The 26,218-nt window shown below is 67.5% G+C and carries 26 protein-coding genes, 1 tRNA gene and 1 pseudogene; 12 read left to right on the top strand and 16 right to left on the bottom strand.

The features are described from left to right. Positions 1-98: 98 nt before the first annotated feature. Positions 99-689: a Pycsar system effector family protein gene (locus tag Ate02nite_RS38830; protein WP_203812904.1), complete on the top strand. Its 591-nt coding sequence runs from the start codon at positions 99-101 to the stop codon at positions 687-689. A gap of 102 nt (positions 690-791) precedes the next feature. Here the strand turns inward: Ate02nite_RS38830 and Ate02nite_RS38825 are convergent, their stop codons facing one another. Next, complete coding sequence (locus Ate02nite_RS38825) at positions 792-2,777, bottom strand: DUF6311 domain-containing protein (RefSeq protein WP_203812903.1); 1,986 nt, start codon at positions 2,775-2,777, stop codon at positions 792-794. Positions 2,778-3,042: 265 nt separating this feature from the next. Between Ate02nite_RS38825 and Ate02nite_RS38820 the strand changes: the two genes are divergently transcribed. Next, positions 3,043-3,756, top strand: coding sequence for a class I SAM-dependent methyltransferase (locus Ate02nite_RS38820; RefSeq protein ID WP_203812902.1), 714 nt, complete (start codon positions 3,043-3,045; stop codon positions 3,754-3,756). 61 nt (positions 3,757-3,817) lie between these two features. Here Ate02nite_RS38820 and Ate02nite_RS38815 read toward each other — a convergent pair whose 3' ends face one another. Further along, positions 3,818-4,348: a YbhB/YbcL family Raf kinase inhibitor-like protein gene (locus Ate02nite_RS38815; RefSeq protein WP_203812901.1), complete on the bottom strand. Its 531-nt coding sequence runs from the start codon at positions 4,346-4,348 to the stop codon at positions 3,818-3,820. Positions 4,349-4,700: 352 nt separating this feature from the next. On the opposite strand from Ate02nite_RS38815, the gene Ate02nite_RS38810 reads away from it, so the two are divergent. Continuing rightward, positions 4,701-5,885, top strand: coding sequence for a GAF domain-containing sensor histidine kinase (locus Ate02nite_RS38810; protein ID WP_239148023.1), 1,185 nt, complete (start codon positions 4,701-4,703; stop codon positions 5,883-5,885). A gap of 88 nt (positions 5,886-5,973) precedes the next feature. On the opposite strand, the gene Ate02nite_RS49220 is transcribed toward Ate02nite_RS38810, so the two are convergent. From Ate02nite_RS49220 to Ate02nite_RS38790, 4 genes are all read right to left on the bottom strand, one after another. After that, positions 5,974-6,753, bottom strand: a complete 780-nt coding sequence (locus Ate02nite_RS49220; RefSeq protein ID WP_239148022.1) for a C40 family peptidase — start codon at positions 6,751-6,753, stop codon at positions 5,974-5,976. 431 nt (positions 6,754-7,184) lie between these two features. After that, complete coding sequence (locus Ate02nite_RS38800) at positions 7,185-8,147, bottom strand: NAD(P)H-quinone oxidoreductase (protein ID WP_203812899.1); 963 nt, start codon at positions 8,145-8,147, stop codon at positions 7,185-7,187. Between the two features lie 136 nt (positions 8,148-8,283). Beyond that, positions 8,284-9,693: a ricin-type beta-trefoil lectin domain protein gene (locus Ate02nite_RS38795; RefSeq protein WP_239148021.1), complete on the bottom strand. Its 1,410-nt coding sequence runs from the start codon at positions 9,691-9,693 to the stop codon at positions 8,284-8,286. Next, entirely contained in the window at positions 9,690-11,540 is a 1,851-nt protein-coding gene (locus Ate02nite_RS38790; RefSeq protein WP_203812897.1) for a ricin-type beta-trefoil lectin domain protein, read from the bottom strand. Before Ate02nite_RS38790 ends, Ate02nite_RS38795 begins: the two co-directional genes overlap by 4 nt. A gap of 217 nt (positions 11,541-11,757) precedes the next feature. On the opposite strand from Ate02nite_RS38790, the gene Ate02nite_RS38785 reads away from it, so the two are divergent. Next, a tRNA-Ser gene (locus tag Ate02nite_RS38785) sits at positions 11,758-11,842 on the top strand. 116 nt (positions 11,843-11,958) lie between these two features. On the opposite strand, the gene Ate02nite_RS38780 is transcribed toward Ate02nite_RS38785, so the two are convergent. The 3 genes from Ate02nite_RS38780 to Ate02nite_RS38770 all read right to left on the bottom strand — a co-directional run bounded on the left by Ate02nite_RS38780 (position 11,959) and on the right by Ate02nite_RS38770 (position 14,082). After that, on the bottom strand, positions 11,959-12,246 hold the full coding sequence (locus Ate02nite_RS38780; protein WP_203812896.1) for a helix-turn-helix domain-containing protein: 288 nt from the start codon (positions 12,244-12,246) through the stop codon (positions 11,959-11,961). Between the two features lie 76 nt (positions 12,247-12,322). Then, positions 12,323-12,556, bottom strand: a complete 234-nt coding sequence (locus tag Ate02nite_RS38775) for a GntR family transcriptional regulator (RefSeq protein WP_203812895.1) — start codon at positions 12,554-12,556, stop codon at positions 12,323-12,325. 353 nt (positions 12,557-12,909) lie between these two features. Then, positions 12,910-14,082 carry an MFS transporter gene (locus Ate02nite_RS38770; protein WP_203812894.1) on the bottom strand — a complete coding sequence of 391 codons (1,173 nt, stop codon included), beginning with the start codon at positions 14,080-14,082 and terminating at the stop codon, positions 12,910-12,912. A gap of 105 nt (positions 14,083-14,187) precedes the next feature. Between Ate02nite_RS38770 and Ate02nite_RS38765 the strand changes: the two genes are divergently transcribed. From Ate02nite_RS38765 to Ate02nite_RS38755, 4 genes and pseudogenes are all read left to right on the top strand, one after another. Further along, positions 14,188-15,090 (top strand): helix-turn-helix domain-containing protein, encoded by a 903-nt coding sequence (locus tag Ate02nite_RS38765; RefSeq protein WP_203812893.1) that lies wholly within the window; start codon positions 14,188-14,190, stop codon positions 15,088-15,090. 40 nt (positions 15,091-15,130) lie between these two features. Further along, positions 15,131-15,301 (top strand): annotated as a pseudogene (locus tag Ate02nite_RS49900) (NAD(P)-binding domain-containing protein); the annotation flags it as partial. Between the two features lie 39 nt (positions 15,302-15,340). Beyond that, on the top strand, positions 15,341-15,739 hold the full coding sequence (locus tag Ate02nite_RS38760) for an NADPH-dependent F420 reductase (protein ID WP_239148020.1): 399 nt from the start codon (positions 15,341-15,343) through the stop codon (positions 15,737-15,739). After that, the gene (locus tag Ate02nite_RS38755; RefSeq protein WP_203812892.1) at positions 15,736-16,419 is read left to right on the top strand and encodes an SDR family NAD(P)-dependent oxidoreductase; all 684 of its coding nucleotides are present in this window, start codon (positions 15,736-15,738) and stop codon (positions 16,417-16,419) included. The genes Ate02nite_RS38760 and Ate02nite_RS38755 overlap by 4 nt, the downstream gene beginning before the upstream one ends. A gap of 4 nt (positions 16,420-16,423) precedes the next feature. On the opposite strand, the gene Ate02nite_RS38750 is transcribed toward Ate02nite_RS38755, so the two are convergent. Then, positions 16,424-18,304, bottom strand: a complete 1,881-nt coding sequence (locus Ate02nite_RS38750) for a hypothetical protein (protein WP_203812891.1) — start codon at positions 18,302-18,304, stop codon at positions 16,424-16,426. Between the two features lie 94 nt (positions 18,305-18,398). Further along, a complete protein-coding gene (gene soxR, locus Ate02nite_RS38745; RefSeq protein ID WP_203813093.1) occupies positions 18,399-18,839 on the bottom strand; it encodes a redox-sensitive transcriptional activator SoxR in 441 nt (146 codons plus the stop codon). A gap of 46 nt (positions 18,840-18,885) precedes the next feature. On the opposite strand from soxR, the gene Ate02nite_RS38740 reads away from it, so the two are divergent. Then, positions 18,886-19,572 (top strand): thiamine pyrophosphate-binding protein, encoded by a 687-nt coding sequence (locus Ate02nite_RS38740; protein WP_203812890.1) that lies wholly within the window; start codon positions 18,886-18,888, stop codon positions 19,570-19,572. Beyond that, entirely contained in the window at positions 19,572-20,441 is an 870-nt protein-coding gene (locus Ate02nite_RS38735) for a transketolase family protein (protein ID WP_203813092.1), read from the top strand. Before Ate02nite_RS38740 ends, Ate02nite_RS38735 begins: the two co-directional genes overlap by 1 nt. Positions 20,442-20,447: 6 nt before the next feature. On the opposite strand, the gene Ate02nite_RS38730 is transcribed toward Ate02nite_RS38735, so the two are convergent. Next, a complete protein-coding gene (locus Ate02nite_RS38730) occupies positions 20,448-20,885 on the bottom strand; it encodes a hypothetical protein (RefSeq protein ID WP_203812889.1) in 438 nt (145 codons plus the stop codon). Between the two features lie 89 nt (positions 20,886-20,974). Between Ate02nite_RS38730 and Ate02nite_RS38725 the strand changes: the two genes are divergently transcribed. Further along, a complete protein-coding gene (locus tag Ate02nite_RS38725; protein ID WP_203812888.1) occupies positions 20,975-21,427 on the top strand; it encodes a PH domain-containing protein in 453 nt (150 codons plus the stop codon). On the opposite strand, the gene Ate02nite_RS38720 is transcribed toward Ate02nite_RS38725, so the two are convergent. Both Ate02nite_RS38720 and Ate02nite_RS38715 read right to left on the bottom strand, forming a co-directional pair. Continuing rightward, positions 21,383-22,294 carry a rhomboid family intramembrane serine protease gene (locus Ate02nite_RS38720; RefSeq protein WP_203812887.1) on the bottom strand — a complete coding sequence of 304 codons (912 nt, stop codon included), beginning with the start codon at positions 22,292-22,294 and terminating at the stop codon, positions 21,383-21,385. The two genes, Ate02nite_RS38725 and Ate02nite_RS38720, sit on opposite strands and share 45 nt — an antisense overlap. Positions 22,295-22,309: 15 nt before the next feature. Next, entirely contained in the window at positions 22,310-22,840 is a 531-nt protein-coding gene (locus Ate02nite_RS38715) for a peptidylprolyl isomerase (protein ID WP_203812886.1), read from the bottom strand. Between the two features lie 163 nt (positions 22,841-23,003). Here Ate02nite_RS38715 and Ate02nite_RS38710 point away from each other — a divergent pair, with 163 nt between their 5' ends. After that, positions 23,004-23,591 carry a hypothetical protein gene (locus tag Ate02nite_RS38710; RefSeq protein WP_239148019.1) on the top strand — a complete coding sequence of 196 codons (588 nt, stop codon included), beginning with the start codon at positions 23,004-23,006 and terminating at the stop codon, positions 23,589-23,591. 77 nt (positions 23,592-23,668) lie between these two features. Here the strand turns inward: Ate02nite_RS38710 and eccB are convergent, their stop codons facing one another. Together eccB and Ate02nite_RS38700 are read right to left on the bottom strand one after the other, a co-directional pair. After that, positions 23,669-25,051: a type VII secretion protein EccB gene (gene eccB / locus Ate02nite_RS38705; protein ID WP_203812885.1), complete on the bottom strand. Its 1,383-nt coding sequence runs from the start codon at positions 25,049-25,051 to the stop codon at positions 23,669-23,671. Positions 25,052-25,094: 43 nt separating this feature from the next. Continuing rightward, on the bottom strand, positions 25,095-26,216 hold the full coding sequence (locus tag Ate02nite_RS38700) for a magnesium and cobalt transport protein CorA (RefSeq protein ID WP_203812884.1): 1,122 nt from the start codon (positions 26,214-26,216) through the stop codon (positions 25,095-25,097). Positions 26,217-26,218 lie beyond the last annotated feature (2 nt).

The raw sequence follows: 26,218 nt of genomic DNA, 5'->3' as shown, positions 1-26,218 counted from the left end.
TCACAGTGCAACACGGGTGCAAACGCCGGGGCCGATGAAAAGATCAACGCGATAAACGCTATTGAACGGGGTGGCGGGCGGGTGATAACTCTACGAATATGAGTCGACGACAATCTGCTGCGACCCGGCCCATGCCCGCACCGAGGACGACCAGGGCGGCGGACGAACGCCGACAGACGGGGCTGGAGCAGGGCAAAATCAACCTGGAAGGCGCGTGGCGGGCACACGCCGCCCAGGAGGGCTGGGTGGCCAGGATTGACGCCAAGGCTTCTATTTTTCTGGCGGTGGACGGAGTCGCGCTGAGTGCGCTACTGACTGCCCGAAGTCAGAACGGAAACATTCTCGCGAATTTGGAAGGCTGGCGATCCGGCGCGTTGACCGGCGCTTTACTGCTATGCGTACTGGCCGGCCTGCTGACCACCGCGGTCGTCTTTCCGCTCCTCGGCGGCAGCCGAACGATGCGAAAGAATCGGGGAACGATCTACTTCGGCGATCTCCGCCGCCGGCAAGCGGGCGAATTGGCCCATCAGCTCGCGCATCTAACTCTCGAGGACCAATTCGCGCAGGTGTCCCGGCAATTGGTGGCCATGGCCCGGACGACTTGGATCAAGCATCGGCTGCTTCAGGTCGCGCTGGTGGTGGCGCTGGCCGGTTTCCTCACGATCATCGGGGTCCTGACGTTCCGATAGGCGCCCCGTCGGCGCAGATGCTGGAGGAACAACACCAGCATCTGGACGGTCACGATCGGGGCGCCGGAGAACCGGGAGGGGGCGGTCAGGCGACCGCCCCGCTCAGCTGATGTCGGGGCCGGTGAGAACCGCGTTCGGGTCGTCGACCAGGTGGCGGACGTCCCAGATCCAGGCGCCGCCGGTCCAGGTGGGCTCGAAGCCCAGCAGGTCGATCATCGCGCGCAGCATCTCGACGTCGCGCACCTGCGGGGTCAGCATGACCACGCCGGCCTTCCAGTACCGCAGGTCGGCGAGGGTCATCTCGCGACGGGTGTCGGTGATCTCGGGGATCGGGTTGCCCTGCCGGATCGACGCGATCAGGCCGCTTGTCGGCCGCCACGGCGGCGAGAAGATCGCGGTGCGGTCGCTCGGGTTCAGCGGGTTCTGGTTGGGCAACAACGCGTACGCGCTGGCGATGCGCATGTCCTGTCCGGTGAGCGCGCTCCACCGCAGCGGGTCGGGGTAGCTCGAGTCGGGCAGCGGCAGGGTCACCACGGTGTGGTTGTCGTCGACGTACTGCTTCCAGGCGCCGGAGGTGACGAACTCGGGCGTGGGCGCCATCTTCTTGGTGGCCAGCGGAGTCGGCGCGAGCGGCACCAGCGCCATCGCGACCGCCGTGATCATCGCCACTCGAACCGGGCCGCGGGCGGACGGCTGCGTCCTGATCAGCTCGGTGGCGCGCTGCACGCCGAGGGCGATCAGGATGCCGACCACCGGGGCGATAGCCATGGCCCAGCGGGTCGGAACGGCCGAGTTGAGCACCGGAACGCTGTGCAGAACTGCCCAGATGCCCGGAACGCCAGTGTTGATCCCGTTGAGGAAAATTCGCGGACCGAGTGACATCGCCCCGAAGAGAAGTGCCACCGCGCCGAGCATCAAGACGGCCGCGGAGCGTCGCATCCAGACGAGCAAGCCGAAGAACAGAATGACCAGTCCCCAGCCGAAGAATGCGTTCTCTTCCTGCGCATTCTGGGAGAGCCGCTCGGCCAGGACCGAGTTACCGGCGAGCGATCGGCTGGAATACGCGGTGAACGAACCGAGATCAGCTCCGAAGTTCCGGACGAACTGCGGCAGGCCGTGATAGCTCTGCGGTCCGAAGAACTGAACCGACAGCGGATAGGCCAGCACGGCCAGCGTGACCGACCCGGCCACGAGCAGGCCGCGGACGAATCCGCGCACCTCACCGGGGTGCCGCTTGCGTCGGACCACCGCCATGACCGCGCAGAAGAAGCCCAGGCCGACCGCGGTCATGAAGAGGATCTCGAGGTTGATGAAGGCCTGCCAGATCAGCAGTCCGGACAGGATCAGCCCGTTTCGCAGAGCCCGTCCGTCGCGCAACCGCAGCGTCCGCCAAATGATCAGCGGGACCAGGAATTGCGAGACGATGTTCGGATGACCGCCGGCGTGCGACACCATGCTGGGCGCGAACGTGCAGAACAGCGCACCCACCCAGGCGGCCAGCCGAGAACTGACGAACTGGCGGGAAAGAACGAAATACCACGAGATGCCGGTGAACGCCAAAGCCAACGTCAAAAATACGTTGTAAGTCACGTGCGGGCCGAACAGCAGAGTCACCGGCGCCAAGGGCAAGGAAACGGCCAACACCGAGGTGTTGGCCATCATGTTCACCCCATCGGGGTAATTCATGCGATCGGAGAAGAACGGATAGACGCCGTCGGTGAACACCCGTGCGCCGTGCGCCAACATCCACTCAAAGAATGCCTGATCCTGTGGATCGTCGAGCGACTCATGATCAAGATTGAGCCACAACGGCGATGTCAGGTAGAGGGCTACAGCGATGAATGTCGCTATCGCAAGAACGTCCCGCCAGTTGAGCCAGCGGGGTCGGCGGCGGGGTCTGGCCGCCTCCCGTTCCAGCTCAGGGGCGGCTTCGACCTCGGGAAGGACGGAGACCGGCGCAGCCGTCTCGACGCCCGTGTCGAGGGCACGTAGCTCCGCGTCCAAGTCCTCGGTGTCGGTCACTTGACGCGGCGGCAGAACGTTCCCGCCGGCCGACTGGCCTGTCGAGTCAATACCCGTAATCGTCATAGCATCGGCGAGCCTAACCGAGGTTGGTAACAGTGTTGTGTCGAGCGGCCGAGGCGTGATCGAGCCGATATGAACGGTGTATTCCGGGTATCCGCAGCCAGCAAGGCATGGAGTGCAACGAAGCACAGTACCCAGCCTGGCTATGTCTCAATCAGGCAAATAATGGGTGGCCGGAGGCGCCTCAACTTTCGGTTCGGCGCGCCGGATGGTTAACTCGTTCGGTCCCGCTGTCAGCTTCGATCGGCAAGACGAGGGAACTCTACTTATGGCAGACATCACTGGAGACCAGCGGATCCAGTCCGAAGTGCTCGAGGGCCTCGCCACGGCCGTGAACCACCGTCGGTGGTTCGTCGAGCTCGCTCTCCCCTATCTCGGCGACAACCCGATCGAGATCGGCAGCGGTCTCGGCGACTACGCGATCGAGTGGGCTGAGCACCTTCCGCGGTTCACGGCGACCGAAGCCGACCCGGACCGGCTCGTGCTGCTCAAGGAGCGCATGGCCGACTACCCGAACATCGACGTACGGCAGATGCTCCTGCCGGCCGCCGACGCCGCGGGTGAGTACAGCGCCGCGGTGTCGTACAACGTGCTGGAGCACATCGAGGACCATGTCGGCGCGCTGCGCAGCATGGCCGAGCTGGTCCGCCCCGGCGGCCGGATCATCCTGATCGTGCCCGCGTTCATGTTCGCGATGAGCCAGGTCGACATCGCGACCGGCCACATCCGGCGCTACACCAAGAAGTCGATGAAGGCCGCGATGAGCGAGGCCGGCCTCGAAATCGAGAAGCTGCACTACGCCAACGCGCTCGGCCTGATCGGCTACTACGGCGCGACCAGCATCTTCAAGCTGGCGCCCAAGGAAGGCCCGATGGTCAAGGTGTACGACTCGGTCGTGCTGCCGGTGACCAAGGCCGCCGAGTCGATCATGAAGCCGCCGTTCGGCCAGTCGGTCTTCGTGGTGGCGCGCACCCCAGCCTGACGTACAGCACGGGACACAGAAAAGCCGCCGGGCAAGCCCGGCGGCTTTTTGCTGCACAGAATCAGCCGCGGACCTGGAAGGTCGGCCGGATGGTGGCCCGGGCCAGGGTGTGGAAGGCCAGGTTGAAGCCGACGTACGCCGGGGAGGCGGCCGGCCCGACCTCGAGCGCGTCCACGTCGATCGCGTGCACCGCGAACACGTACCGATGAGGGCGGTCACCGGGCGGCGGCGCGGCCCCGCCGTAATTGTTGTCGCCGTAGTCGCTGCGGACGCAGAACGCGCCCTCCGGCAGCTGCTCGATGCCGCGCTCCAGCTCGGTGACGCTCGCCGGGAGGTTGACCAGCACCCAGTGCCAGAAACCGCTTCCGGTCGGCGCGTCCGGGTCGAAGCAGGTCACCACGAAACCGCGGGTCTCGGCGGGGAAACCCGACCAGGCGAGCTGGGGTGACAGGTTCTTGCCGCCCACGCTGGTGTGTACGAACAAATCGTCGAGCGGCTGCCCATCCGTGACGTCCGTGCTGGTCACCGTGAAGGACGGGACCGGGGGCAGGATGTCGTACGGATCCGGGGCTACGGCGCGGTCGAGACTCATGGCGATGTCCTCCGGCGAGATGGTGAAAACCTTCTTTTCATTCCCACTCGAAGTGAGCCTAACCGCCCGAGATGACGCGTGGCTTGCGACCCCGTTGCCGCCCACCGTCACCCGAAGAGGGGAAACGCACAGTTGGTGCGGGACGGAAAGAGGGCACCGGGTGATGCTTCTGTTCGACATCAGATCGGGTGCGTGTGGCAGAGATCCCCGCGCCTGGTTGTGATCGGTCGCCTGCGCGATCAGAGGTGGCCAGCAAGTCGGCACTCGCCCACGGGGCGGGTGCCGACTGCTGTATCCGGAACGTAGCGTGATGGACCGCCCGGAATGAGACTATTTGGGGGTGAGAGCCCCAGTGCCCGTCGATGAGCCGGCCCGGTTGGCGGCGCTCCACGACGCCGGGGTTCTGGACACGGCTCCGGAAGAGGACTTCGACGACATCGCGCTGCTCGCCTCGGAGATCTGCGGCACCCCGATGGGGCTGGTCAGCCTGGTCGACAGCGACCGGCAGTGGTTCAAGGCCAAGGTCGGGCTGGAGATCGCCGAGGTGCCACGGGACCTGTCCTTCTGCTCGCACGCCATCAACGGGCACGATCTGCTCGAAGTGCCGGACGCGACCACCGATGCCCGGTTCGCTGACAACCCGTACGTGCAGCAGGGTTTGCGGTTTTATGCCGGTGCCCCGGTCGTGCTGGACGGCACCTATTCGGTCGGCACCGTCTGCGTGGTCGACCTGGAGCCGCGCGAGCTGACCGAGGCCCAGCGGCGGGCCCTGCGCAGTCTCGCCCGGCACGCCGCGGTGCAGCTGGAACTGCGGCGTTACGCCCGGCACGCCGGCGAGATCGCCGACCGGATGCGGCAGCTGGACCGGATGAAGGACTCGTTCCTGGCCACCGTGAGTCACGAGCTGCGCACACCGCTGTCCACCATTCGCGGCTACCTGGAAATGCTGCTGGAGGGCGACTTCGACGGCGAGACGTCGCATCGGTTCCTGTCGGTGATGGCCCGCAACTCCGACCGCCTGCTGCGGCTCATCGACGAGCTGCTGCTGGTGGCCCGCTTGACCGACGAGGCGATGGAGCTCGACATCACCGAGCTGGACCTGGCCGACCTCACCCACCAGGTGACCACCGGATGCCGCGCGCTGGCCGAGCACAAGAACGTCCAGCTGCGCGACCGCACCCAGGCACCGGTGCCGGCCCGGGGCGACGCGAAACGGCTCACCCAGGCCCTCAACCATCTGGTCGTGAACGCCATCAAGTTCACCGGCGAGGGCGGCCAGATCATCGTGGGCGCCTCGGCCGACGGCGAGCCGGAAATGACCATCACGGACAACGGGGTCGGTATTTCCAGCGAGGATCTGCCGCACGTGTTCGACCGGTTCTACCGCTGCGCGTCGGCCGATCTGATGGCGGTGCAAGGCCCCGGTCTGGGCCTGGCGATCGTCAAATCAATCATCGAGGCACATCACGGCAGCGTGCACCTCTCCAGCGAGCCGGGCGTCGGCACGACCGTCCGCCTCACGCTCTCGAGCCGATAGACATTTCCCGGCGGCGATCTCGCCCAGCTCGGCGAGCTGGGCGAGATCGGGCAACGGTTATTGGAACTGCGGCCAATTGTCGAACCGCCTATAGACGCTCCACGCTCAGCCCCGAATAGAGCTTGCGGAAGACCACTCCGGTGCGGCGGTTACCCGCGTCGATCATCATGCCGTTGCCCATGTAGATACCCACGTGGCCTCGCCCGACGACCAAGTCGCCGGCTCGGGCCTGGCTGCGGGAGATGCGCCGGGCCCGGGCGGCCTGAGCCCCGGACGAATGCGGGAGGGCGATGCCGGCTCGGGCGTACGCCTGCTTGGTGAGCCCGGAGCAGTCGAATCCGGCCGCCCCCTCACCGCCACTGACGTAGCGCCGGCCGACCTGCGACTTGGCGTACGCGACCACGGCGGTCATGTTGCCCAGCCGCATCACCCGCTGCTGCCGTGGCGCCGCCGCGTGCCGGGTGACCGACCGGGTCACCGCCCTGGCCCGGGTCGTTCGTTCGGTGCGTACCCGCAGGCTGCGGGTGGTCTTGCGAACTTCCTGCTGGTTGTCGGCGGATGCTCGCGCGCTGCGGGCCGCTGGGCGAGCGGCCGGACGAGCAGCGGGACGAGCGGGACGGCGGGAGGCGGACGTGGCAGCCGGGCGGGCACCCGACGGACGAATCGCGACGGCGTACGGCCGTATCGCCGCCCGCCGGATCGGCGCGCGCGAGGCACGCTGGGCCAGCACCGCCCGCGCGGTGAATTCGGACTCTGGGTCGAGGAGGGCCGATTCGGGACGTACCCGGTCGTCACTGACCGGGTATGCCGCCGGTGTCGCCGGAAGGGCGACAGCCTGCTCGACGGGCTCTAGGGCCGGGGTGACCACGGCCAGCGCAATGGCGCCAGCGGTCAGTGCCCGGCTCGCGGACGGACGGTGCAGCGTTGCCTCCGAAATCGGCCCGGGGCACTCGCGCGAATCCCATGAGTACGGCTTATAACGTCAAGCCGCACCCGTACCGACCGACGATGGGCGGCAATTGGGAACCCGGACAACTCGTCATTTCCGTGGACCATGCCAGCACACAACCGGAATGCTTCGCGGGCGAATTCACACAATCAACCTCGCCCAATCGAGGAAAAGAATCGTTTTTAAGCTGTCGATAGTCACGCTTCGATTTCCTAATTCGCCCCGCTGTCGGGCGTGTCGGATGCATGACTCGAACCCCGGCTCGTCGCGGGCAGGCGGGCGACTCGCCGGACAACGCACGTATCCCCGCCTAAACGACCTACCACTGCCCTCGGGAGTGCTAGGTTTCGCTACGGCAGCAGCAGGATCTTGCCGAGGTGGTCGCTCGACTCCATCAGGTCGTGGGCCTCGGCCGCCGCGGACAGCGGTCGCGTGGTGTCGATGATCGGTTTGATCGCGCCGGCCTCGACCAGCGGCCACACCTCACGCTGCACGCCGGCCACGATGCGGGCTTTGTCGCCGATCGGGCGGGCGCGCAGCGACGTCGACGAGATCGAGCCGCGCTTGGCCATCAACCGGGTCAGGTCGAGTTCGGCCGTGCGGCCGCCCTGGAAGCCGATCACGCTGATCCGGCCGTTCGGCGCGAGGACCTCGATGTTGCGGCTCAGATACTTCGCGCCGACGATGTCGAGCACCACGTCGGCGCCGGCGCCATCGGTGAAGTCCTTTGTGGCCTCGACGAAGTCATCGGTGGTGTAGTCGACGACCAGGTCGGCGCCCAGCGCGCGCAGCTTGTCGTGCTTGCCGGCCCGGGCGGTGGTGATCACCGTCGCGCCGAGCGCCTTGCCCAGCTGCACCGCGAACGTGCCGATGCCACTGCCACCACCATGCACCAGCAGCGTCTCACCCTTGCGCAGGCGGCTCAGGTCGACGACGTTGGACCACACCGTGCAGGCGACCTCGGGCAGCGCGGCCGACTCCTGCAGGGACAGGCCGGTCGGCACCGGCAACAGCTGCCCGGCCGGGATCGCCACCTTTTCCGCATAGCCGCCGCCGGCCAGCAGGGCGGACACCCGCTCGCCCACGTGCCGGCCGGTGACGCCCGGGCCGACCGCGCTGATCACGCCGGCGCACTCGAGGCCCGGATAGGCCGAGGCGCCGGGCGGGGGCGGGTAGAAACCCTGCCGCTGAGAGACGTCGGCCCGGTTGACGCCGGCCGCGGTGACGTCGACGACCACCTCGCCGTCGCCGGCCACCGGGTCGGGCACCTCGCGCAGGACCAGCTGCTTGTCTTCGATCACGATCGCGTGCATGGCTTTAGCTTGCCCGAGGGGTGTGACAAAAAGACGAGTCTTCAGTCCGGTCAAGGGCGGCGGCGGGGCGGCGGATGGTGAGGAAGGCTCGCGAGCAGCGCCCACCGCTGCTCGCGAGCCTCCTGATCAGGGAAGATCAGCCCTTGTAGGCGCCGATGATCTTCGTGAACTGGTACGCCGACTGGGACACGCCACTGCACGTGTCGTCATTCGGGTATCCGCCCGAGCACTGCCGGTCCCGGTTCAGCGACCAGAACGTCAGGCGAGCGATGGTGTGCTGTTGCGCGTACGCCGTGATGGTCTGCATGTCCGCGAGGGTGACCACCGCGTTCTCGTCGGTGATGCCGTTCATCGAGGAGATGCCGACGTGCTTGTAGGCTTCCGCGTCCGACCACCCGTACGCCGTCTTGAGCCTGTTCTTGAGGCCGTCGGCGGCCTGGATGGTCAGCGCACCCTGGTTGTTGCCGGTGCTGCCCCAGTCGAAGGTCATGATGCCCCAGCCGTCGACCACCAGGCCGGCCGCGGCCGCCCGGTTGATCAGCGAGGCGTCCGGCCCGGTCGTGTAGCTGCCCAGCGTGATGTAGGTGGTGATGCCGGGGTTGTTGGCCTTGATGGTCTTCAGCGCGTCGACCGTCTTCTGCTGGTCGGCCGCCGTGTTGTACGGGGTGCCCTCGATGTCGATGTCGATGGCCTTGAGCCCGTACGCGTTGATGACCTTCTGGTACGCCGCGGCCAGCGCCGCCGCACTCGTGCAGGTGTGCTCCAGCCACGGCCCGGCCGCGCCGCCGAACGAGATGACGACGTCACCGCCGTTGGCCCGGATCGTGTTGATCGCGGTCTGGTCGGCACCGCCGGTCAGCGCCCGGCTGCCGTCCCACTTGGGGTCGCAGTTGCCGCTGTTCAGCATGAACGCCATGGTGTACCACTTGACCCCGGTGGTCTGGGTGACCGTGGTCAGGTTCGGCGGGTTGCCCCAGCCGGTGTAGTAGTACGGCGCGACCGCCTTGATGCCCGGGCCGCCGGTGGACGGCGGGGTGGTGGTCGGACTGGTCGGCGGCGTGGTGGGTGTCGTGGTCCCGCCGAAGGTCCACTTCTGATTGGACGTACCCGTGCAGGTCCAGATTTGAAGTTTTGCGCCGTTGGCGGTGTTTTTGTCCTTGATGTCGAGGCACTTGCCCGACGCCGAGTTGATCAGCGTGCCGTTGGAGAGCGTCCACTTCTGCGAGGCCACCGTGTCGTAGCAGTCCCAGAGGTGCACGACCCCGCCGTCGGTGGTCGCGTTGTTGGCCACGTCCAGACACTTGCCCAGGCCCTGCACCGAACCGTTGTCGGCGAACGTCCACTGCTGGTTGGCGCTGCCCGCAACGCAATCCCACAGCTGCGGCTGGTTGCCGTTGGTGGTGGAACCGCCGGTGACATCGAGACACTTACTGTTCAGCGAGCTGACCAGGGTCCCGGCGGAGGCCGCCGAGGCGGTGGTGATGCCGACGATGCCCATGGTCGCGACGACTGCCGCGCCGGCGATCGTGATGAGGAGTCGCTTCATGCCGGAACCTGCCATTTCTGATTGGCGGCGCCGGTGCAGCTCCAGATCTGCAGTTTGGCCCCGTTGGCGGAGTTGTTGTCCTTGACGTCGAGGCACTTGCCCGACGCGGAGTTGATCAGGGTGCCGCCGGAAGCGGTCCATTTCTGGGTGGCGACGGTGGAAATGCAGTCCCACTGGTGCACGGCGGCACCGTCCGCAGTGGAGTTGTTGGCCACGTCGAGACATTTGCCGAGGCCCTTGACGGTGCCGTCGGCGCCGAGCGTCCACTGCTGGTTGGCGCTGCCGGCAACGCAATCCCAGAGCTGGGGCTGGTTTCCGTTGGTGGTCGAGCCGCCGGTGACGTCGAGGCACTTGCCGCCGAGCCCGGTGATCGCACCGGTTTTGTCAGTGCTCCCCGAGGTCGTCCCGCTCCACGTGAAGGTGGCCGACGTCTTGGTGGGCAGCGAGTACGTGAACGACTGCCCGCCCCAGTTGACCTTGACGGTCTGGGTGCTGCCGCTGGTGTTGTAGGCGATCAGCGCCTTCGACCCGTCGCTGTTCTTGAAGGCGACGTTGGGGACGGTCGAGTTGGCACTTGAATCGATCCGCACCGCGCCCGGCTTCACGAACTTGGTGAGGTGACCCATCGTGTAGTACTCGACGGTGTAGTCGACCTGACCGCGACGGCTGTCGTTGCGGTGCACGGTCACCAGGCCGGTGCACGTACCGCAACCGCCGTTGTGCGGCCCCATCGCCTCGTCGACGGCGAGCGACCACTTGGTCCAGCTACGACCCCAGTTGCGGAAGTAGTCGATCAGGTCACCCATGTCGTCGGCCTGCTGGTTGCCGACCCAGGTGCCACCCGAGTGCTCGGTCATGTACGCGTTGACCGACGGGTACTGGTTGTGCACTGTGGTCGCCGTCGACGGTGACCCCGCGTAGTCGTGCCAGGCGATCCCACCGAAGTTGGGGTGGTTACGGATCGCGGTGTCGGCGAGCAGCGGTGCCACCCACGTGTCGTACGTGTCGAAGTTCCAGTCACCGACCAGCAGCTTCGTGCTCAGTCCCGCACTCTGCAGCGCCGGCAACAGGTTCGTCTTGGCGAAGTACTGCAGGCCGGAGGTGGTCCACTGCATCGACGGGTAGCCGGCGCAGCAACCGGGCTCGTTCTGCTCGGTCACATACCGGATCGGCACGCCCTGGGCCTGATACCCCTGGATGTACTTCACGAAATACTGCGCGTAGGCCGCGTAGTACTGCGACTGCAGATAACCCTGGCTGTACGCGTTGTTGTCCTTCATCCACGTCGGCGCCGACCAGGGCGACCCCATGACGAACATGTTCGGATTCAGGGCGTACGCCTGCTTGGTCAACGCCAGGATGTCGGCGTCCCGCGACAGCGAGAAGTCGTTCACGTCGCAGCAGGTGGTGTCGTACGAGTAGCTGTTCTGCGCCAGGTCGGACGACCCGATGACGTTACGCAGCGCGCTGACGCCGATGCCCGCGCTGTTGCTGAACAGCTTGGTCAGGACGTCGCTCTGGGTGGCCGCGGGCAATGTTTTGAGGTCGAAGGCAGCGGTGTCGGTCATCGACGCGCCGGCGCCCTCGAACGGCTGGTAGGTGGTGTTCTCGTTGACGGTGATGGTCTGGTTGGCACTGCCGCTGCTGCCGGCGAACAGAATGGGGGTCTGTTGCTGCAGCCCACGGGTGACGGTGCGGCCACCGCTGTCACTGGTAGTGGTCAGGAAGACGTTGACCGTCTCACCGGCCGCGAAGGCCTGCGGCGCCGAGACCACAATGGCCGCCGCGAGAACCGTCGCGGACGCGGCAACGATCAGCGTCCTTCTTCGGGGATGGGGGATGGACATGTTGGGGACTCCCTTGCCGTGGTGGGGGCCGTGGCCGGGATTGGTAAGGTCGGTGAACAATAAACACCTGGGTCGATGCCTTGTCAACCGGCAAGTGAGCCGCTTTAGGTAGTGTTTTCCCAGCTCAGATGCCTGTTAAGACTCTTAATACAAGTTTCGGTTAAGAGGTCCTGCCAGACCCCGTGACCCGATCTGGCAAACTGGGAGCGCAGCACCGGGAGGGCTCGCCTAGTGGCCGATGGCGCCGGTCTTGAAAACCGGTATGGGGAAACTCATCGTGGGTTCGAATCCCACGCCCTCCGCACAACCCTGAACAGCAAAAGCCCCCGCCTGCCTGCGCGATCGCAGGGCGGCGAGGGCTTCGGCCTCCTATCGATGAGCCTCGCTCGATCTCAGTCCGGACTAGCCCGGACCTCGGTCAGGCGACGGCCGAGGTGTGTGGGCGGAACGCGATCTCGAGGTCTGCATCCAGTGCCACCGCTAGGCGGGCCAGCGGCACTGTAGGGGTAGCTCCGCCGGATTCCAGGCGGGAGAGTTGCGGCTGCGTCATGCAGGCGCCCTCTGCGAGTTCGGCCTGAGTCAGTCCGAGTTCGGTGCGCCGGTCGTGGACCATTTGGCCGAGCAGCAGCGTCGCGCAGGCTTCTTCGTACGCGGCGGCGTGTTCGTCAGCGCCAGCACTCTCCCAGCGCATGTGACGGGGTGTCATCGTCTGCTCCTCAGCGCGTTTTCGATGGAATCGCTCGGCGCAAGGCTGATCGACTGGGACCGCCGGCAGCCGAGCGCTACTCCTCTTCGGCTGCCTCGCGGACGTAGACGCCTACGCCGGAGAGGGTCTCGGTGATTCCCTTGACCCGGAGGATCAACATCGCGCGGTCGATGACTGGCTCGGTGACCTCGTACTGCTCGATCAACTCACGTCGACTCGGCAGGCGAGCGCCAGGTGGAAACTCTCCACCATCGATCCGCTTCTGCAGATCTATGGCGATTTCTTCGTATCGGTAGCGCGGCGGCACCATATCTCCTCAGTTGGCACCACGAGTAGACCACCAATAACCACCCCTTGACTACCCAACGATGGTTGGCACTAGGCAACCTCAGTTGGCACTTGGGTCGCCAGGTAGCGCGGTAGGCCTTCGAGCAGGATGCCTACCCGTGGTCGAGACGGAAGCCCGGAGCAAAGGAGGTAACTCGTCGAGTGACTATCCTCAGACGCGCCGAGACCTGGCCGTCTGCTACGAACAGACCCATCTCTTGGTCAAGGAACTCAGGATGTCCGGCGTCGGCTTGTCCGTCAGCTGTAACGGGTGATCGGGGCCACGATCGTCCCGCCCCTAGAGCCGCGGGAAGCCGACACCGACGCGAGAAACCATCAAACACGTTGGCGCAGGCTCGTGAGCAGTGCGGCGCCGGTGATCGCGGCTATGCCTCCGACCAGTAGCGGCACGTTGGCTGCGACCTCGTCGACCAGGACGCCGCCTGTGATCGCGCCGATGGCTATTGCGATGTTGCAAACCGTCACGATGGCGCCGCCTATCTGCTCCAGCCGGGTTGGCTCGGCTCTGGCGCCCCAGCTCAGCACTGTCGTCGGCACTCCGCCGAAGCCGAAGCCCCATACCGCGGTGGCGGTGAACAGGCCGACGATCGAACCGCCGGTGATGTGCATGGCTAGCATTCCGACGCCCAGCACTGCGGGGAACAGGAAGACACCCGTACGCGGTGAGCGGTCTGCCAAAGGGCCGGCCAAGGCCGTGCCGAGGAAGTTCGCTACGCCGAATACCAGGAGCAGGGCGGCGAAGCCGCCTGCGTCGATCCCCGACATGCTCTCGGCGGCCGGGCGGATGTAGGTGAAACCGCTGAAGTGGCCGCTGAAGACCAACAAGATCGCGAACAAGCCGGCCAGGACCACCCCGGAGCGGAGCACCGAACCCAGCGCCCGTAGGCCGCTTGCGCCGGTGGGCGTGACGCTTGGCAGGGTCGTCGCCTGCGCGATCAAGGCGAGCAGCGCAACCCCGGCGCCGAGCAAGAACACCGGGCGCCAACCCCAGACATCGCCCAGCCAGGCGCCCAGAGGGACGGCCGCGACCGTGGCTACCGCTACGCCGGAGTTGATCACGGTCAGTGCTCGGCCTAGATGATGAGCGGGCACCAAATGTGCGGCCATCGCCGTTGCCATCGCCCAGAAACCGCCCAGCGCTACCCCGAGCAGGAGCCGCGCGGCCAGGAGCACGTAGAGGTTCGGGGCCAGGGCGACGATCAGGTTGGAGATGATCGCTAGCAGGGTTAGGCCGATCTTCACTCGCCGTCGGTCGGCTCGGGGCAGGACCACCGAGATGAGCAGGGCCGATAGAGCGGCCGCGAAGGCGGTCACGCTGACGGCCTGGCCTGCTACGCCGGCCGATACCTCCAGGTCGTCGGCGATTCTTGGGAGCAGGCTGGCGGGTAGGAACTCCGACATGACTATGGCGAAGATGCCCAAGCTCAGGGAGACGACCGCGGGCCAGGAAGCTGTCGGTGCCTTGGCTGGTGTGGTTGTAGTGGTCACGAGATTTGACGCTAAGCATGGCCTTGATGGCGCCCCAGAGCCCTCTGGAGCCGGGGGTCCAGCAGGACCCCCTCTCCTCGGCTGGCCTGGGGATAGCGTGGATTTGTGAGCGAGAAATCTAACGAACTCGGTGAGTTTCTTAGCGCCCGCCGGGCGCTGGTTACACCGCAGCAGGTTGGCATCCCGGACGTTGGCGTACGGCGCGTGCCTGGGCTGCGGCGGGAGGAAGTGGCGATGCTCGCTGGGCTCAGCGCCGACTACTACCTTCGGTTGGAGCGGGGGCGTGATCGCAACCCGTCCGTGCAGGTGCTCGAGTCCATCGCGCGGGTGCTGCAGCTTGACGATGAACACCTCGCCTACCTGCTCGCGCTGGCCGCGGCCACTCCGCGGAAGCGGCGGCGTCGGCCGCGCAAGGAGGTTGTGCCGGCCGGGGCGCTCAAGCTTCTGCACTCGCTCGCGCAGCCCGCCTTCATCGAGGGGCGTTACTTCGACATTCTGGCCTCTAACAGCCTTGCCCAAGCCCTCTCGTCCGGCTTTGGTGAGGGCGGGAATCAGCTTCGCGATCTGTTCCTGAATCCGGCTCAGCAAGCGCTTCACCCGGATTGGGAGAACATCACCGAGTGCTACATCGCTAGCCTGCGGCAGGCGGTGGGTACCGACATCGACGATCCGCGGTTCATCGAGCTCACCGGGGAGCTTTCGCTGGCCAGCGACCGATTCCGGCGGCTGTGGGGTCGCCATGAGGTACGCGGGCAGACCGGGACACCGATTCGGCTCGATCACCCGCAGGTCGGGGAGCTGGTGCTCAACCGGGAGCGGCTGAGCATCGGTGGCGCGGACGGCCTGATGCTCGTCGTTTACCACGCCGACGCCGGGTCCAGCGACGCCGAGAAACTGGCTCTCCTCGCCTCGGCCGGCCTACCCGTAGCCCGCGAAACACAAGGCCGCGAAACACAAGGCCGCGAAACACAGGCCCGGGAGACGCAACAACCGGCTCAGCCCCGATGACCACCATCGGGATCATCGGGCCGGCGAGGTCGGCAGCCAGATCGCTCGGGCGGCGATAGCGAACGGGTACAACGTCGTAATTGCCAACTCACGAGGACCCGAGACCCTCAAAGGACTGGTCGAGGAACTGGGCCCGCAAGCCCGGGCCGGGTGGCCGGCGGAGGCCGCGGCGGCCGGCGACTTCGCGATCGTCGCCTATCCGTACAAGCCCGGCGACAACCTGCCCGTCCAGGAACTCGCCGGCAAGGTCGTGCTGGACACCAACAACTACATGGCCTGGCGCGACGGCAACTTTGCGGTGATCGACGAAGGCCGGAAAACGGAGCACGAGCTGCGGCAGGAGCAGCTCCCCACGTCGAAGATCGCCAAAGCCTTCACCCACATCCAGGCTCCGCGGCTGTTTCAGCTGGCTCGGCCGGCCGGCACGCCCGACCGCCTGGCGCTGGCAGTGTCGAGTGACTACCCGGAGGCCGTCGAGCTGGTCACCCGGCTCTACGACCAGTTCGGGTTCGACACCGTCGACCACAGCCCGCTGCACGAATCCTGGCGGAGCGGTCCCGGCACCCCCACCTGGCAGCACCACGTCTACGGGCAGAGCCGCGAGCAGCTCGTCGCCAACCTGCAACAAGCGAAACGAGGATCGGAATGACCGTCACGCTGATCACCGGGGCCAACAAGGGCATCGGTTTCGAGACCGCCCGGCAGCTCCGCGAGCTGGGCCACGACGTCTACATCGGCGCGCGCGACCCCGAGCGGGGCGAGAAGGCCGCCGCCGAGCTCGGGGTGCGGTTCGTACAGCTCGACGTGACCGACGACGACTCGGTCAGCGGCGCGCTGGCCACGATCGACGCCGCCGAGGGACGGCTCGACGTGCTGGTGCACAACGCCGGCATTCTGGAGACCGGGCTGGACGGCCCGGCCGCGCTGCGATCGTTCGACACGAACGCGGTGGGCATCGTGCGAGTCACCGAGGCGGCCCTGCCCTTGCTGCGCAAATCGGCCAACCCCAACGTGGTCACCGTTTCGAGCAGCGCCGGCTCGTTCTGGGCGGTGAACAACCCGGAGCGGGTGGAGTTCGGTCTGCCGCTCGCCCTGTACTCGGCGTCGAAGGCGGCGGCCACCATGCTGACCGTGCAGTACGCCAAGGCTCAGCCGGGCATCAAGTTCAACGCCCTCGAGCCGGGCCCCACCGCCACCGACATGACCGCCGCCTTCGGGATCGGCCGGCCGGTCGAGGAGAGCGCCCGCCAGGTCGTACGCCTGGCGACTCTTGATTCGACCGGACCGACCGGGACCTTCCAGGACGAAGCCGGGGTTCTGCCCTGGTGAGTGGCTACTTGGTGAAGGTGAAGTAGCGGTAGGCGCCGTACGTCGTGGCGTTGATCGTGTCGCCCGACTTGCCGGAGATGTAGGCGGCCCGCACCCGGTACTTCACGCCGACCTTGTGGGTGCCGTTGAAGGTCACCGACATGCCGAAGTAACCGGCCTTGGCGACCCGCCACTTGCCGCCCGAGTAGTACTCGACCGTCAGGTACTGCTTCCGTTTAGCTGAAGACGTCATCGTGGTGGTCAGCACCGGGTTGCTCTTCTTGTGGAAGATGTACGTCGAGCCGCTCTTCTTGTAGTACTTCGTCACTGCGGTGGACACGCTGGCCCGGGTGTAGACGGTGACCGCGACCGAGGCCGGCTTGAACCAGGTGTCGCCGGTGAACACGGCGCTCACCACGGTGTTGCGGGTCAGCCGGAGCGGCGCGGTCACGTTGCCCTTGGCGTCGACCTTCTTGGTCACCAGCAGGCGCTTGCCCTGGTCAAAAGAGGCAGCGTAAAGAGAGACCGTCCGGTTGGTGTAGGTGCTGCCCAGGTGCGCCGTGAAGGTGACCGTCGTACCGAAGTTGTAGGTCGTGCCCTTGGGGGTCAGCGTCAGCGTCGTCGGGTAACCGGTGATCACGCTGGAGGTCGCGGTCGCCGTGAAGGCGTTGATGTCGGCGTCCGCGGGGATGGTGAGCCGGTAGCTCAGCGTCCCGGCGGTGGCCGGCGCCTTGTCGGTGAAGGAGAAGACGCCGTCCGGGACCGTCGTCGGTCCGACCCGCACGCCGTCCGAGCGGATGATCTCCACCGGGCGCCCGATAGCGGCCACGGTCGAGAAACCGACCTCCACCACGAAGCTGGCATTGACCAGGAGCGGATTCGACTCGATCGTGATCGAGCCCGTCAGGGTCGTCTTGGCCGGCTGGTCGAAGACCTGCAGCGAGATCACCGGCGTGCCGACCAGGTTCTCCACGACGCCGAACGCCCGGCTGCCGCCCGGCTCGAGGGCGAACCCGGCGAGCTGATCCCCACCATAGAAGCCGTTGTAGAGACCCACCCGGCGCACAGTGCCGCCGACCGGGAAGTAGTCGATGCCGGACGGGTCCGGGCCATACGGGTCGCCGATCACGACCGTCCCGTCGGCGGTGGCCGCCACTCCCTTGGGCAGCGAGCCGACGTCGTAGCTGGCGGTCTCGGTCAGGTCCGAGGTGCGGAGCTGAACGGTCGGCAGCACCGAGAAGCCGGAGGGCTGCACCAACACGCCGGTGCCGTCCGGCGTCAGCGCGGTGCGGACCTTCTGGCCGGCGACCGCCTTCTCGACAAGCACGTCGGGCGTCTCGCCGGTGACGTCAGCAACCGCCACCTCCCCGGAGCCGGCGATCACCAGGCGGCTGTTGTTACCGGACAGGTCGGAAATGCTCGACCAGTTCCCGTTCTCGCTGGTGAAGTACACGGCTTCAGAGGCGGCCAGGTTAAGAGATCCCAGGTCCCCGGCGCCGTACGAGAACCAGATCTTGCCGCCCGCATAGGCGAGCCGGTCCGGCTTCCCGTCCAGCAGATACGAAGTCACCGGCGCCAGCGTCGCGGTGTCGTAGGCGATGATCGCCGAGGAGGCCGGCGCGGCCACGTAAAGCCGGTCGCCGTTGACGAGCAAGCCCGCTGAGGAAGGCACGTCGAGCAGCGCCACGGTGGCCCCGGCATAGTCGGTGACCAGCAGTTTCCCGTCGGTCCGGTCGCTGATGAACAGGTGCTTGTGCGCACCGTCCGCGACGATCTCGTTGAAGGCCCCGATCGGCAGCACCTTCGAGGAGCTGGCCTTCGGAGTGGCGGCGGAGACGGCCGGCGCGGGCAGAACCGCGGCCGTTCCACCAAGAGCAACGGCAACGGCAAGAAACGCTTTCAACACCCGCGCAGCGTACGGCGAGGAAAAGGCGAAGTTGATCATCCGAACAGACGAGCCGACACCGGATCGTCGCTACGGAGAAGTCACGACGAAGAAGTCACGACGGCGGATTAATGATCATCTGCGGCCCCGAACCCCGCGCCGCGAGCCGATCCGCCGGGTTGATCAGGCTGCATCGCTGCAGCGACAGGCACCCGCATCCGATACAACCGGTCAGCTGATCACGCAGTCGCTCCATGATGGAGATGCGCTCCTCCAGCTTGCGCCGCCAGTGCGCCGACAACCGCGCCCAATCGGCCTTGGTCGGCGTGCGGTTCTCCGGCAGTTCGGCGAGTGCGTCGCGAATCTCCTCAAGGGACACCCCGACCTGCTGCGCGATCTTGATGAAGGCCACCCGCCGCAGCTCCGAACGCAGGTATCGCCGCTGGTTACCGCCGGTTCGGGTGGACCGGATCAGGCCCTCGCGCTCGTAGTAGCGCAGGGCCGACGGGGCCACCCCGCTGCGCGCCGCGAAGTCCCCGATCGGGAGCGTCTCCATGCCAAGCCCTTGAGTTGAAGTGAACTTCAAGTTGCAGCCTATCGTCATGACAGTCACCGCACCGCCTGCCGACCCGCTCCGGCCGCTGATCCGCCGGCTGACGGGTGACGAGAAGCACGACGCCAGTTCGCACTCGACGCTCGACGTGCTCTGGGTGCTCTACGACCGGGTCCTGCGGATCACCCCGGAGACCGCCGACGCCCCGGACCGCGACCGCTTCCTGCTCTCCAAGGGCCACGGCCCGGCCGCCTACTACGCCGTACTCGCCGCCAAGGGTTTCTTCCCGGCCGAGTGGCTCGATGACCTGGGCGGCTGGGACAGCCCACTCGGTCATCACCCGGACCGCGTACGCATCCCTGGGGTGGAAGTCGGCACCGGATCTCTCGGCCATGGCCTGGGCCTCGCCGTGGGCGTAGCCCTCGGCCTGCGCGCCCAGGGCGAGCAGGCCCGCACGTTCGTCCTGGTCGGCGACGCCGAGCTGGACGAAGGATCAAACCACGAGGCCATCGCGTACGCCGCGGCGATCCGCCTTCCGCTCACCGCCATCGTGATCGACAACCAGTCGGCCACCCATGGTTGGCCCGGCGGCATCGCCGCCCGCTTCCCCGGATGGGACGCCGCGCTGGTCGACGGCCGGGATCGCGAGCAGATCGAGTACGCCCTGGTCAAGCCCCACCACGACCGGCCCAACCTGGTCCTGGCCGCGGTCGAACCGAAGTGGAGCAACCGATGATGCGGCAGACCTTCGTCGACACCACCACCGAGCTGCTGGCCGCCGACCCGCGGACCGCGGTGGTGCTGGCCGATATCTCCGCCGACGCGTTCGCCCCGGCGATGCGCCGACACCCCGAGCGGGTGCTGAACGTCGGGATCCGCGAGCAGCTGATGACCAGCGTGGCCGGCGGGCTGGCGCTGACCGGGCTACGGCCGTTCGTGCACTCCTACGCGCCGTTCCTGGTCGACCGCGCGTACGAGCAGATCAAGCTGGACCTGGGCCACCAGGACGTGGGCGCGGTGCTGGTCAGCATCGGCGCCTCCTACGACGGCTCGGCCGAGGGCTACACCCACCAGTCGCCGGGCGACGTGGAGCTGCTGGACACGCTCGACGGCTGGACCGTGCACGTGCCGGGGCACGCCGGTGAGGTGGCCGCCCTGCTGCGGGCCGCGGCCGGGCACGACGACCGGGTCTACGTGCGGCTCAGCGAGCAGGAGAACAGCCAGGCCTACCCGGACGGTGGCCGGCTGCGGGTGATCCGCCAGGGCGGCCCGCTGGTGGTGGCGGTCGGCCCGATGCTCGATCCGGTGCTGGAGGCGACCCGCGACCTGGACGTCACGGTCGCCTACACCAACACGCCGCGGCCGCTGGACGCCGAGGGACTGCGCCTGATGGCCGAGGGCGAGCTCGTCCTGGTCGAGCCCTACCTGGCCGGCACGTCGGCCCGGCAGGTCGCCGAGGCGCTCAACGGCATCCCGCACCGGGTGCTGCACCTGGGCGTCGGTCGCGCCGAGGTCCGCCGGTACGGCAGCTGGCAGGACCACGCCCGGGCGCACGGCCTGGACGCGGCCGGCCTCCGCACCCGGATCGCCGAGTTCCTCTGGTGAGGAACTTCAAGCAGCGATCGCGCGAGTCGGCCGGAACACGTGCTCCAGCAGCGAGTTGCAGTGCCACACCGCGTCCGGCTCGGCGAGCCGCATCCGGAAACGCTCGCGGACCCCGTCCACCGCCGTCGCCGCCATCTCGACGGCGGAGTGGGCGACATCCGGGTTCCAGCTGACGTTGCTCAGATGTCGAAGGTTGGCATTGAGATGCAGCCGCAACCGATGGAAGACCATCGTCTCCTGGGTGACGACGAGCCGCCGGTAGGTCAGCACCATCATGAATTCGCCGGACATCGGCGCGTCCGGCCGATAACAGCGGCTGACCAGCACGGTCTTGTCGTCCGGGTCGACGCAGCGGCGAAAAATCGGCATGTGCCGGCTGACAGTCGGGATGCCCACGCCGGCTTCGGCGGCGGCCGGGAGGAACGTACGCGAGAACACGTCCATGTGGCGTTCAACGGGCGCCCGGGCCGGGAAGCATCGGCCACTACGAGATGAATGTCGAATTACAAAAGTTTCACCGGCATAGTGGTCGCATGCAGTGGCGTATCAGGCCGGTCCTGCCGGTCACCAAGCTGATGGTCGCGGTCGCGATCGTGGTGCTGGCAGCCGCTTTCGGCGGCAACGACCCGATCCGGTGGGCGATCGCCGGGGTGGCGGCGACCGGCGTACTCGTCTGGGCGACTCGAGATCTTTTGGCGCCGGTCCGCCTCGCGGCGGACCCCGACGGAGTGACAGTCGTGGCGGGCTTTGCCCGCCGCCGGCAGCTGCCCTGGTCGGCCATCGAGAGGGTACGGGTGGACCGCCGCACCCACCGAGGCCTGCGCAGCGAGACCCTGGAGCTGGACGCCGGTGACGCCATCTACCTGTTCAGCGCGAACGACCTGGGCGCCCTGCCGGAGGACGTGGCCGCCGTCCTGGCCGACCTGCGGATCGCCCCGGGCTCAAGCGAGCAACGCTTGAGTACGCACCACAGCCCCGATCAATAGCACCAGGAAGATCACCGCGCAGCCGATCGCCTGGACCTGAGCCCGTCGGGTGGCCGGAGCGTAGGCCAGCACCGCCGCCACCGCACCGCCCCCGATGAGCCCGCCGAGGTGGCCGGCCACCGAGATGTTCGGCACGGTGAAGGTGAAGAGCAGGTTGATCACCAGCAGCGGGATCAGCGCGGTGACGTCCAGCTTGAGCCGCTTGTTGACGATGAACATCGCCGCGACCAGGCCGAACACCGCGGTGGAGGCGCCCGCCGCCGGTTGGTTCTGCGGGGTGAAGACGTACGCCGCGACGTTGCCGCCGAGACCGGCCAGCACGTAGAGCGCGGTGAACCGGATCGGGCCCAGCTGCGCCTCGAGATAGCGGCCCAGCTGCCACAGCAACATCATGTTGAGCAGCAGGTGCAGCACGCCGTAGTGCAGGAACATCGCGGTGAACAGCCGCCACCACTCGCCGGCCGCGACCCCGTGGACCTCGCCGTTCATCACATAGGGCGCGTAACCGAGAACCTCACCCCACCGGGTCACCGAGGTCTGGGCGCCACCGAGGCCGAACCAGCCGCCGGAGCCGGCGATCGCCTTGGCCCCGCCCAGGAGCGCCGAGAGGACCATCACGGCCACGTTGATGCCGACCAGGGTGCGTGTCGCATAGCCCGCTCGGCCGGCGTGGGTCCCACCAAAGGCGGTCCGCGCCGGCCGCGTTGTCTTCCGGCCCTCGGCCACGCATTCCGGGCACTGGTGGCCGACCGACGCCTCGTGCATGCACTCGGGGCAGATCGGCCGGTCACAGCGGGTGCACTGGATGTAGGTCTCCCGCGACGAATGGCGATAGCAGACCGGTGCCGTCGAGGGAGCCTCACTCATGCGTACAAAGGTACGTCAGTCCTGCACGCGCTCGATTTCCACGCGCTCGATCACGACGTCCTCGACCGGCCGGTCGCCCGGGCCGGTCTTGGTGTTCGCGATCGAGTCCACGACCTTCGCGGACGCCTCGTCGGCAACCTGGCCGAAGATGGTGTGCCGGCGGTTGAGGTGCGGGGTCGGCGCGACCGTGATGAAGAACTGCGAGCCGTTGGTGCCCGGGCCCGCGTTCGCCATGGCCAGCAGGTACGGACGGTCGAAGCTCAGCCCCGGGTGGAACTCGTCGGCGAACTTGTAGCCCGGACCGCCGGTCCCGGTGCCGGTCGGGTCACCGAGCTGGATCATGAAGCCGGCGATGACCCGGTGCGAGATCGTGCCGTCGTAGTACGGGCCGCTGCCGGCCTGACGGGTGCGCGGGTCGGTGTACTCCTTGCTGCCGTCCGCGAGCTCCACGAAGTTGCGCACGGTCGCCGGGGCGTGGTCCGGGAACAGCTGGAGCCGGATCGGGCCGTGGTTGGTGTGCAGGGTGGCGTAAAGAGTCTCAGCCACGGGTACTCCTGTCGTTGTCGCGGTCGTCCCCCGGTACCTCTAAGGGGCGATGGGACAGTTCTCTTGCAATTCGGATCCTCCCCCATGTGTCTGATCCGGCAGCGACGGGGTACCGATAGAGGGCACCATGACGTGGGAGAGAACCACAGGGAGGTGGGCACTGGTGTTCGCAACTATGCGCCGCAAGCGCCGTAGCCGGCGGATGAAGACCGAGCTCGGGCAGAGCGTTGATCACTTCAAGCGCGCGGCATCGATCGCGGCTCAGGAGACCAGCGCGACCGTCGGCCCGACCTTCGCCGCCGCGGTCGACCGGGTTCAGCCGGCCGCCGCCAAGGCCAAGGGCGCGGCGTCGAGCGGCTGGGACAGCGCTCTCGCCACGCTCACACCGCTGGTCAGCGCCGCGACGGACAACGTCCGGCAGGCCGGCAAGGTGAGCAAGCGGCAGGCCAAGAAGACCGCCAAGCAGAACAAGCGCAACGCGCAGAAGCTGCAGAAGCGGGCCAACAAGGCGATCGGCCGCAAGCAGGGCCGGAGCAAGTCACGTCTGCTGGGCTTCGCGCTGCTCGGCACCGCAGTCGGTGTCGGCGCGGCGTACGCGGCGAAGCGCCGCAAGGCCGCCCAGTGGGATGAATACGACCCGGCCTCGCAGGTTGGCGGGGCCGACGACGCCGCGTTCGAACCGGGCGAGCCCTCGGCGTACACCACGCCGAACGGCACCGTGACGGACCCGGCTCAGCAAAGCCCCCGGTAAAACAGGTTTTTGCACGACAGGGCGGGCGCCGCGAGGCGGCCCGCCCATCGTCGTGTTCCTAGGACTGGCGTCGTGTTTTAAGACTGGCTCTGGCCGGCCTTCGCCGGGTCGAGGGACGCGCCCTGCGGGAGCAGCGAGATCAGCTCGGACGGGACCTGCCGCGGCTTGACCCCGGCGTACCCCAGCTTGGTCAGCAGTTCGCGGCTGGCCAGCGGGTAGATGCGCCCGGTGTCGGTGACGACGCTCACCGTCCCGCTGCCGGCCGGTGCGGTCGCCGAGGCGACGCCCTCGGCCACCACGCCCTTGCCCCGGGCCACGTGCACGAAGTCGGCGAGCACCGTGCCCGGCGCGGCGCCGTTGGAGTCGACCGCGAACCCGGCCGGCACGGTCGGATCGATCCGGATGCCGTCGCCCGACTTGGGGTCGGCCGGCAGCGTTATGCACACCTGGCTGGGGTTCGCGTCGCGCAGCTTGGGCACCTCGGCGGGCAGCCCGTTCGGGTCGTTGGTGTCGCTGAGCCTGGTCTTCGAGGCCGGCATGGTGAGGAAGTCGTTGCCCAGGTCGATCGGCGCCCCGGCCCCGGCGACCTGCATCAACTTGCCCTGCATCGGGGTCAGGTCGGCCGCGCCGTCGGCCAGGATGATCGCGACCTGCTTGTCCGGCCCGGTCACCAGCCGGCCCACCTTGAGGTCGCCGACCACCGAATCGTCACCCGAGTTGGGGATCGGCGGCGGAAGCAGGTCGACGCCGCGCGGCACGGCGTTGAGCCAGGCCGTCGAGACCTGCCAGGACTCCTGCGCACCCCAGTTGAGGATGCGCTTGGTCGCGGTCAGCCGGTCGGCCGGGACGAAGAACCGGCGGTTGTTGTAGATCATGAAGTTCTGGCCGTCCGGGTCGCGGACGAGCAGCGCCTCGCCGGTGCCGGTCGTGCCGTCGGTGAGCTTGTCGCCGATCAGCAGGGTGCTGCGCGGCCGGCCCTCCTCGCCCTTGTTGTCGGTGCAGATCGACCAGCGCTCGGTGAGCAGCGCGTCGGCGTCCGGCAGCGAGTCGGGGGCCTCCGGGATGCCGAGCGTGGGACCGAGCCCCACGGTGGCCAGTTTGTCGGCCGCGATGCTCTTCAGCTTGGGGGTCTCCCCCTCGGCCAGCAGCAGGCCGGACGTGTAGTTGAGCACCGGGTGCAGCTTGTCGTCGGACTTCAGGTAGACGTAGCGGGCGCCGGAACCCTTCTCCTGGAACACCACGCTCGCGTCTTTCGGGTTCACGTTGCTCTGTCCGGTGAGGACGCCGTAGATCGTGGCGCCGACCACCGCGAGACTCGCGATCAGCAGGCTTACCAGCGCGGTTGTGCCGGCCCGGCGCAGCGGCGACCGGGACGGATCGGGGTCGTGCGTGACCAGCGCGGCCACCACCCGCTGAAGCGAGTACTGGTACGAATGCAGCTGGTCCTGACGCGACGGCACCCTGTCACCTTAGGGGTCCGCGTCGATGTGCTGGGGGCAGCCCTCACAGCCAGCCGTTGCGGCGCAGCGCGCGGTACAGCAGAACCGAGACGCCGAGGATGATCGCCCACCACGCCGGGTAGCTGTACAACCAGTCCAATTCGGGCATGTGCTTGAAGTTCATGCCGTACACGCCGGCGCCCGCGGTCCAGACCGTGGCGATGGCCGCCCACGCCGCGATCTTGCGCATGTCGTTGTTCTGATCGACCGTGACCTGCGCGAGCCGGGCCTGCAGGATCGAGTTGAGCAGGTCGTCGTAGGAGGAGACCTGCTCGACCGTCCGGGTCAGGTGGTCCTGCACGTCGCGGAAGTACTTGCCGATCCGCTTCGGCACGATCGCCACGATGGTGGCCAGCGGCCGCTGCAACGGCACGACCGCGCGGCGGAACTCCACGAGTTCCCGCTTCATCTGGTAGATCGCCTGAATCGGGCTGCCCGCACCGCGGGTGAAGACGCCCTCCTCGATGATGTCCAGGTCGGCCTCGACCTGGTCGGCGACCAGAAGGTATTGGTCGACCACCCGGTCGGTCACCGCGTAGGCCACCGCCCACGGACCCTGCTCCAGCAGGGCGGCCCGCTCGGTCTGCAGGTCGGTGCGCACCGAGCCCAGCTCGGACGCGTCGCCGTGGCGCACGGTGATGACGAACTGCTCACCCACGAAGATCATCATCTGGCCGGTCTCGACGACCTGCGAGTTCTCGGTCAGCTCGCCGTGCGGCACGTACCGCGCGGTGCGCATGACCAGGAAGTGCACCGAGCCGAAGTTCTCCAGCTTGGGGCGCTGCTCGGCCTTGACCGCGTCCTCCACCGCCAGCTCGTGCAGGCCGTAGGTGCGGGCGATCGCGGCCATCTCGTCCTCGTCCGGCTCGTGCAGGCCCAGCCAGACGAAGGCGTCGTCGCGGGAGCAGGCGAGCTGCAACGCCTCGTCGGGGCTGAAATCGCCGGGCAGGCGCACGCCCGCCGCGTACACCCCGCAGTCGACCACCGCGCTGCCGTGCGCTCGCGGGCCGGCGTCGGGGTGGCCGTCGGTGGTGCCGAGGAAGCGGTTCATGGCCCGCACCGGGGCGGCCAGGGCTCGCGACAACGGCCTGGTCCGGCTCCACGTTCCGTTTTCACGCTCGCTCATGC

It is taken from the genome of Paractinoplanes tereljensis (assembly GCF_016862435.1).
In the GTDB taxonomy this organism is placed as follows: domain Bacteria; phylum Actinomycetota; class Actinomycetes; order Mycobacteriales; family Micromonosporaceae; genus Actinoplanes; species Actinoplanes tereljensis.
The sequence above is the reverse complement of the archived record's forward strand: the minus strand, read 5'-3'. Positions and strand labels throughout refer to the sequence as shown.

What these genes read in the sequence shown, in the direction of transcription:
- Ate02nite_RS38820 (WP_203812902.1), top strand. Translation starts at nt 3,043, where the DNA reads ATGGCAGACATCACTGGAGACCAGCGGATCCAGTCCGAAGTGCTCGAG.
- Ate02nite_RS38735 (WP_203813092.1), top strand. Translation starts at nt 19,572, where the DNA reads ATGCGGCAGACCTTCGTCGACACCACCACCGAGCTGCTGGCCGCCGAC.
- Ate02nite_RS38700 (WP_203812884.1), bottom strand. Translation starts at nt 26,216, where the DNA reads ATGAGCGAGCGTGAAAACGGAACGTGGAGCCGGACCAGGCCGTTGTCG.
- Ate02nite_RS38815 (WP_203812901.1), bottom strand. Translation starts at nt 4,348, where the DNA reads ATGAGTCTCGACCGCGCCGTAGCCCCGGATCCGTACGACATCCTGCCC.
- Ate02nite_RS38795 (WP_239148021.1), bottom strand. Translation starts at nt 9,693, where the DNA reads ATGAAGCGACTCCTCATCACGATCGCCGGCGCGGCAGTCGTCGCGACC.
- Ate02nite_RS38740 (WP_203812890.1), top strand. Translation starts at nt 18,886, where the DNA reads ATGACAGTCACCGCACCGCCTGCCGACCCGCTCCGGCCGCTGATCCGC.
- Ate02nite_RS38825 (WP_203812903.1), bottom strand. Translation starts at nt 2,777, where the DNA reads ATGACGATTACGGGTATTGACTCGACAGGCCAGTCGGCCGGCGGGAAC.
- Ate02nite_RS38725 (WP_203812888.1), top strand. Translation starts at nt 20,975, where the DNA reads ATGCAGTGGCGTATCAGGCCGGTCCTGCCGGTCACCAAGCTGATGGTC.
- Ate02nite_RS38720 (WP_203812887.1), bottom strand. Translation starts at nt 22,294, where the DNA reads ATGAGTGAGGCTCCCTCGACGGCACCGGTCTGCTATCGCCATTCGTCG.
- Ate02nite_RS38780 (WP_203812896.1), bottom strand. Translation starts at nt 12,246, where the DNA reads ATGACACCCCGTCACATGCGCTGGGAGAGTGCTGGCGCTGACGAACAC.
- Ate02nite_RS38730 (WP_203812889.1), bottom strand. Translation starts at nt 20,885, where the DNA reads ATGGACGTGTTCTCGCGTACGTTCCTCCCGGCCGCCGCCGAAGCCGGC.
- Ate02nite_RS38830 (WP_203812904.1), top strand. Translation starts at nt 99, where the DNA reads ATGAGTCGACGACAATCTGCTGCGACCCGGCCCATGCCCGCACCGAGG.
- Ate02nite_RS38775 (WP_203812895.1), bottom strand. Translation starts at nt 12,556, where the DNA reads ATGGTGCCGCCGCGCTACCGATACGAAGAAATCGCCATAGATCTGCAG.
- Ate02nite_RS38790 (WP_203812897.1), bottom strand. Translation starts at nt 11,540, where the DNA reads ATGTCCATCCCCCATCCCCGAAGAAGGACGCTGATCGTTGCCGCGTCC.
- Ate02nite_RS38755 (WP_203812892.1), top strand. Translation starts at nt 15,736, where the DNA reads ATGACCGTCACGCTGATCACCGGGGCCAACAAGGGCATCGGTTTCGAG.
- Ate02nite_RS38800 (WP_203812899.1), bottom strand. Translation starts at nt 8,147, where the DNA reads ATGCACGCGATCGTGATCGAAGACAAGCAGCTGGTCCTGCGCGAGGTG.
- soxR (WP_203813093.1), bottom strand. Translation starts at nt 18,839, where the DNA reads ATGGAGACGCTCCCGATCGGGGACTTCGCGGCGCGCAGCGGGGTGGCC.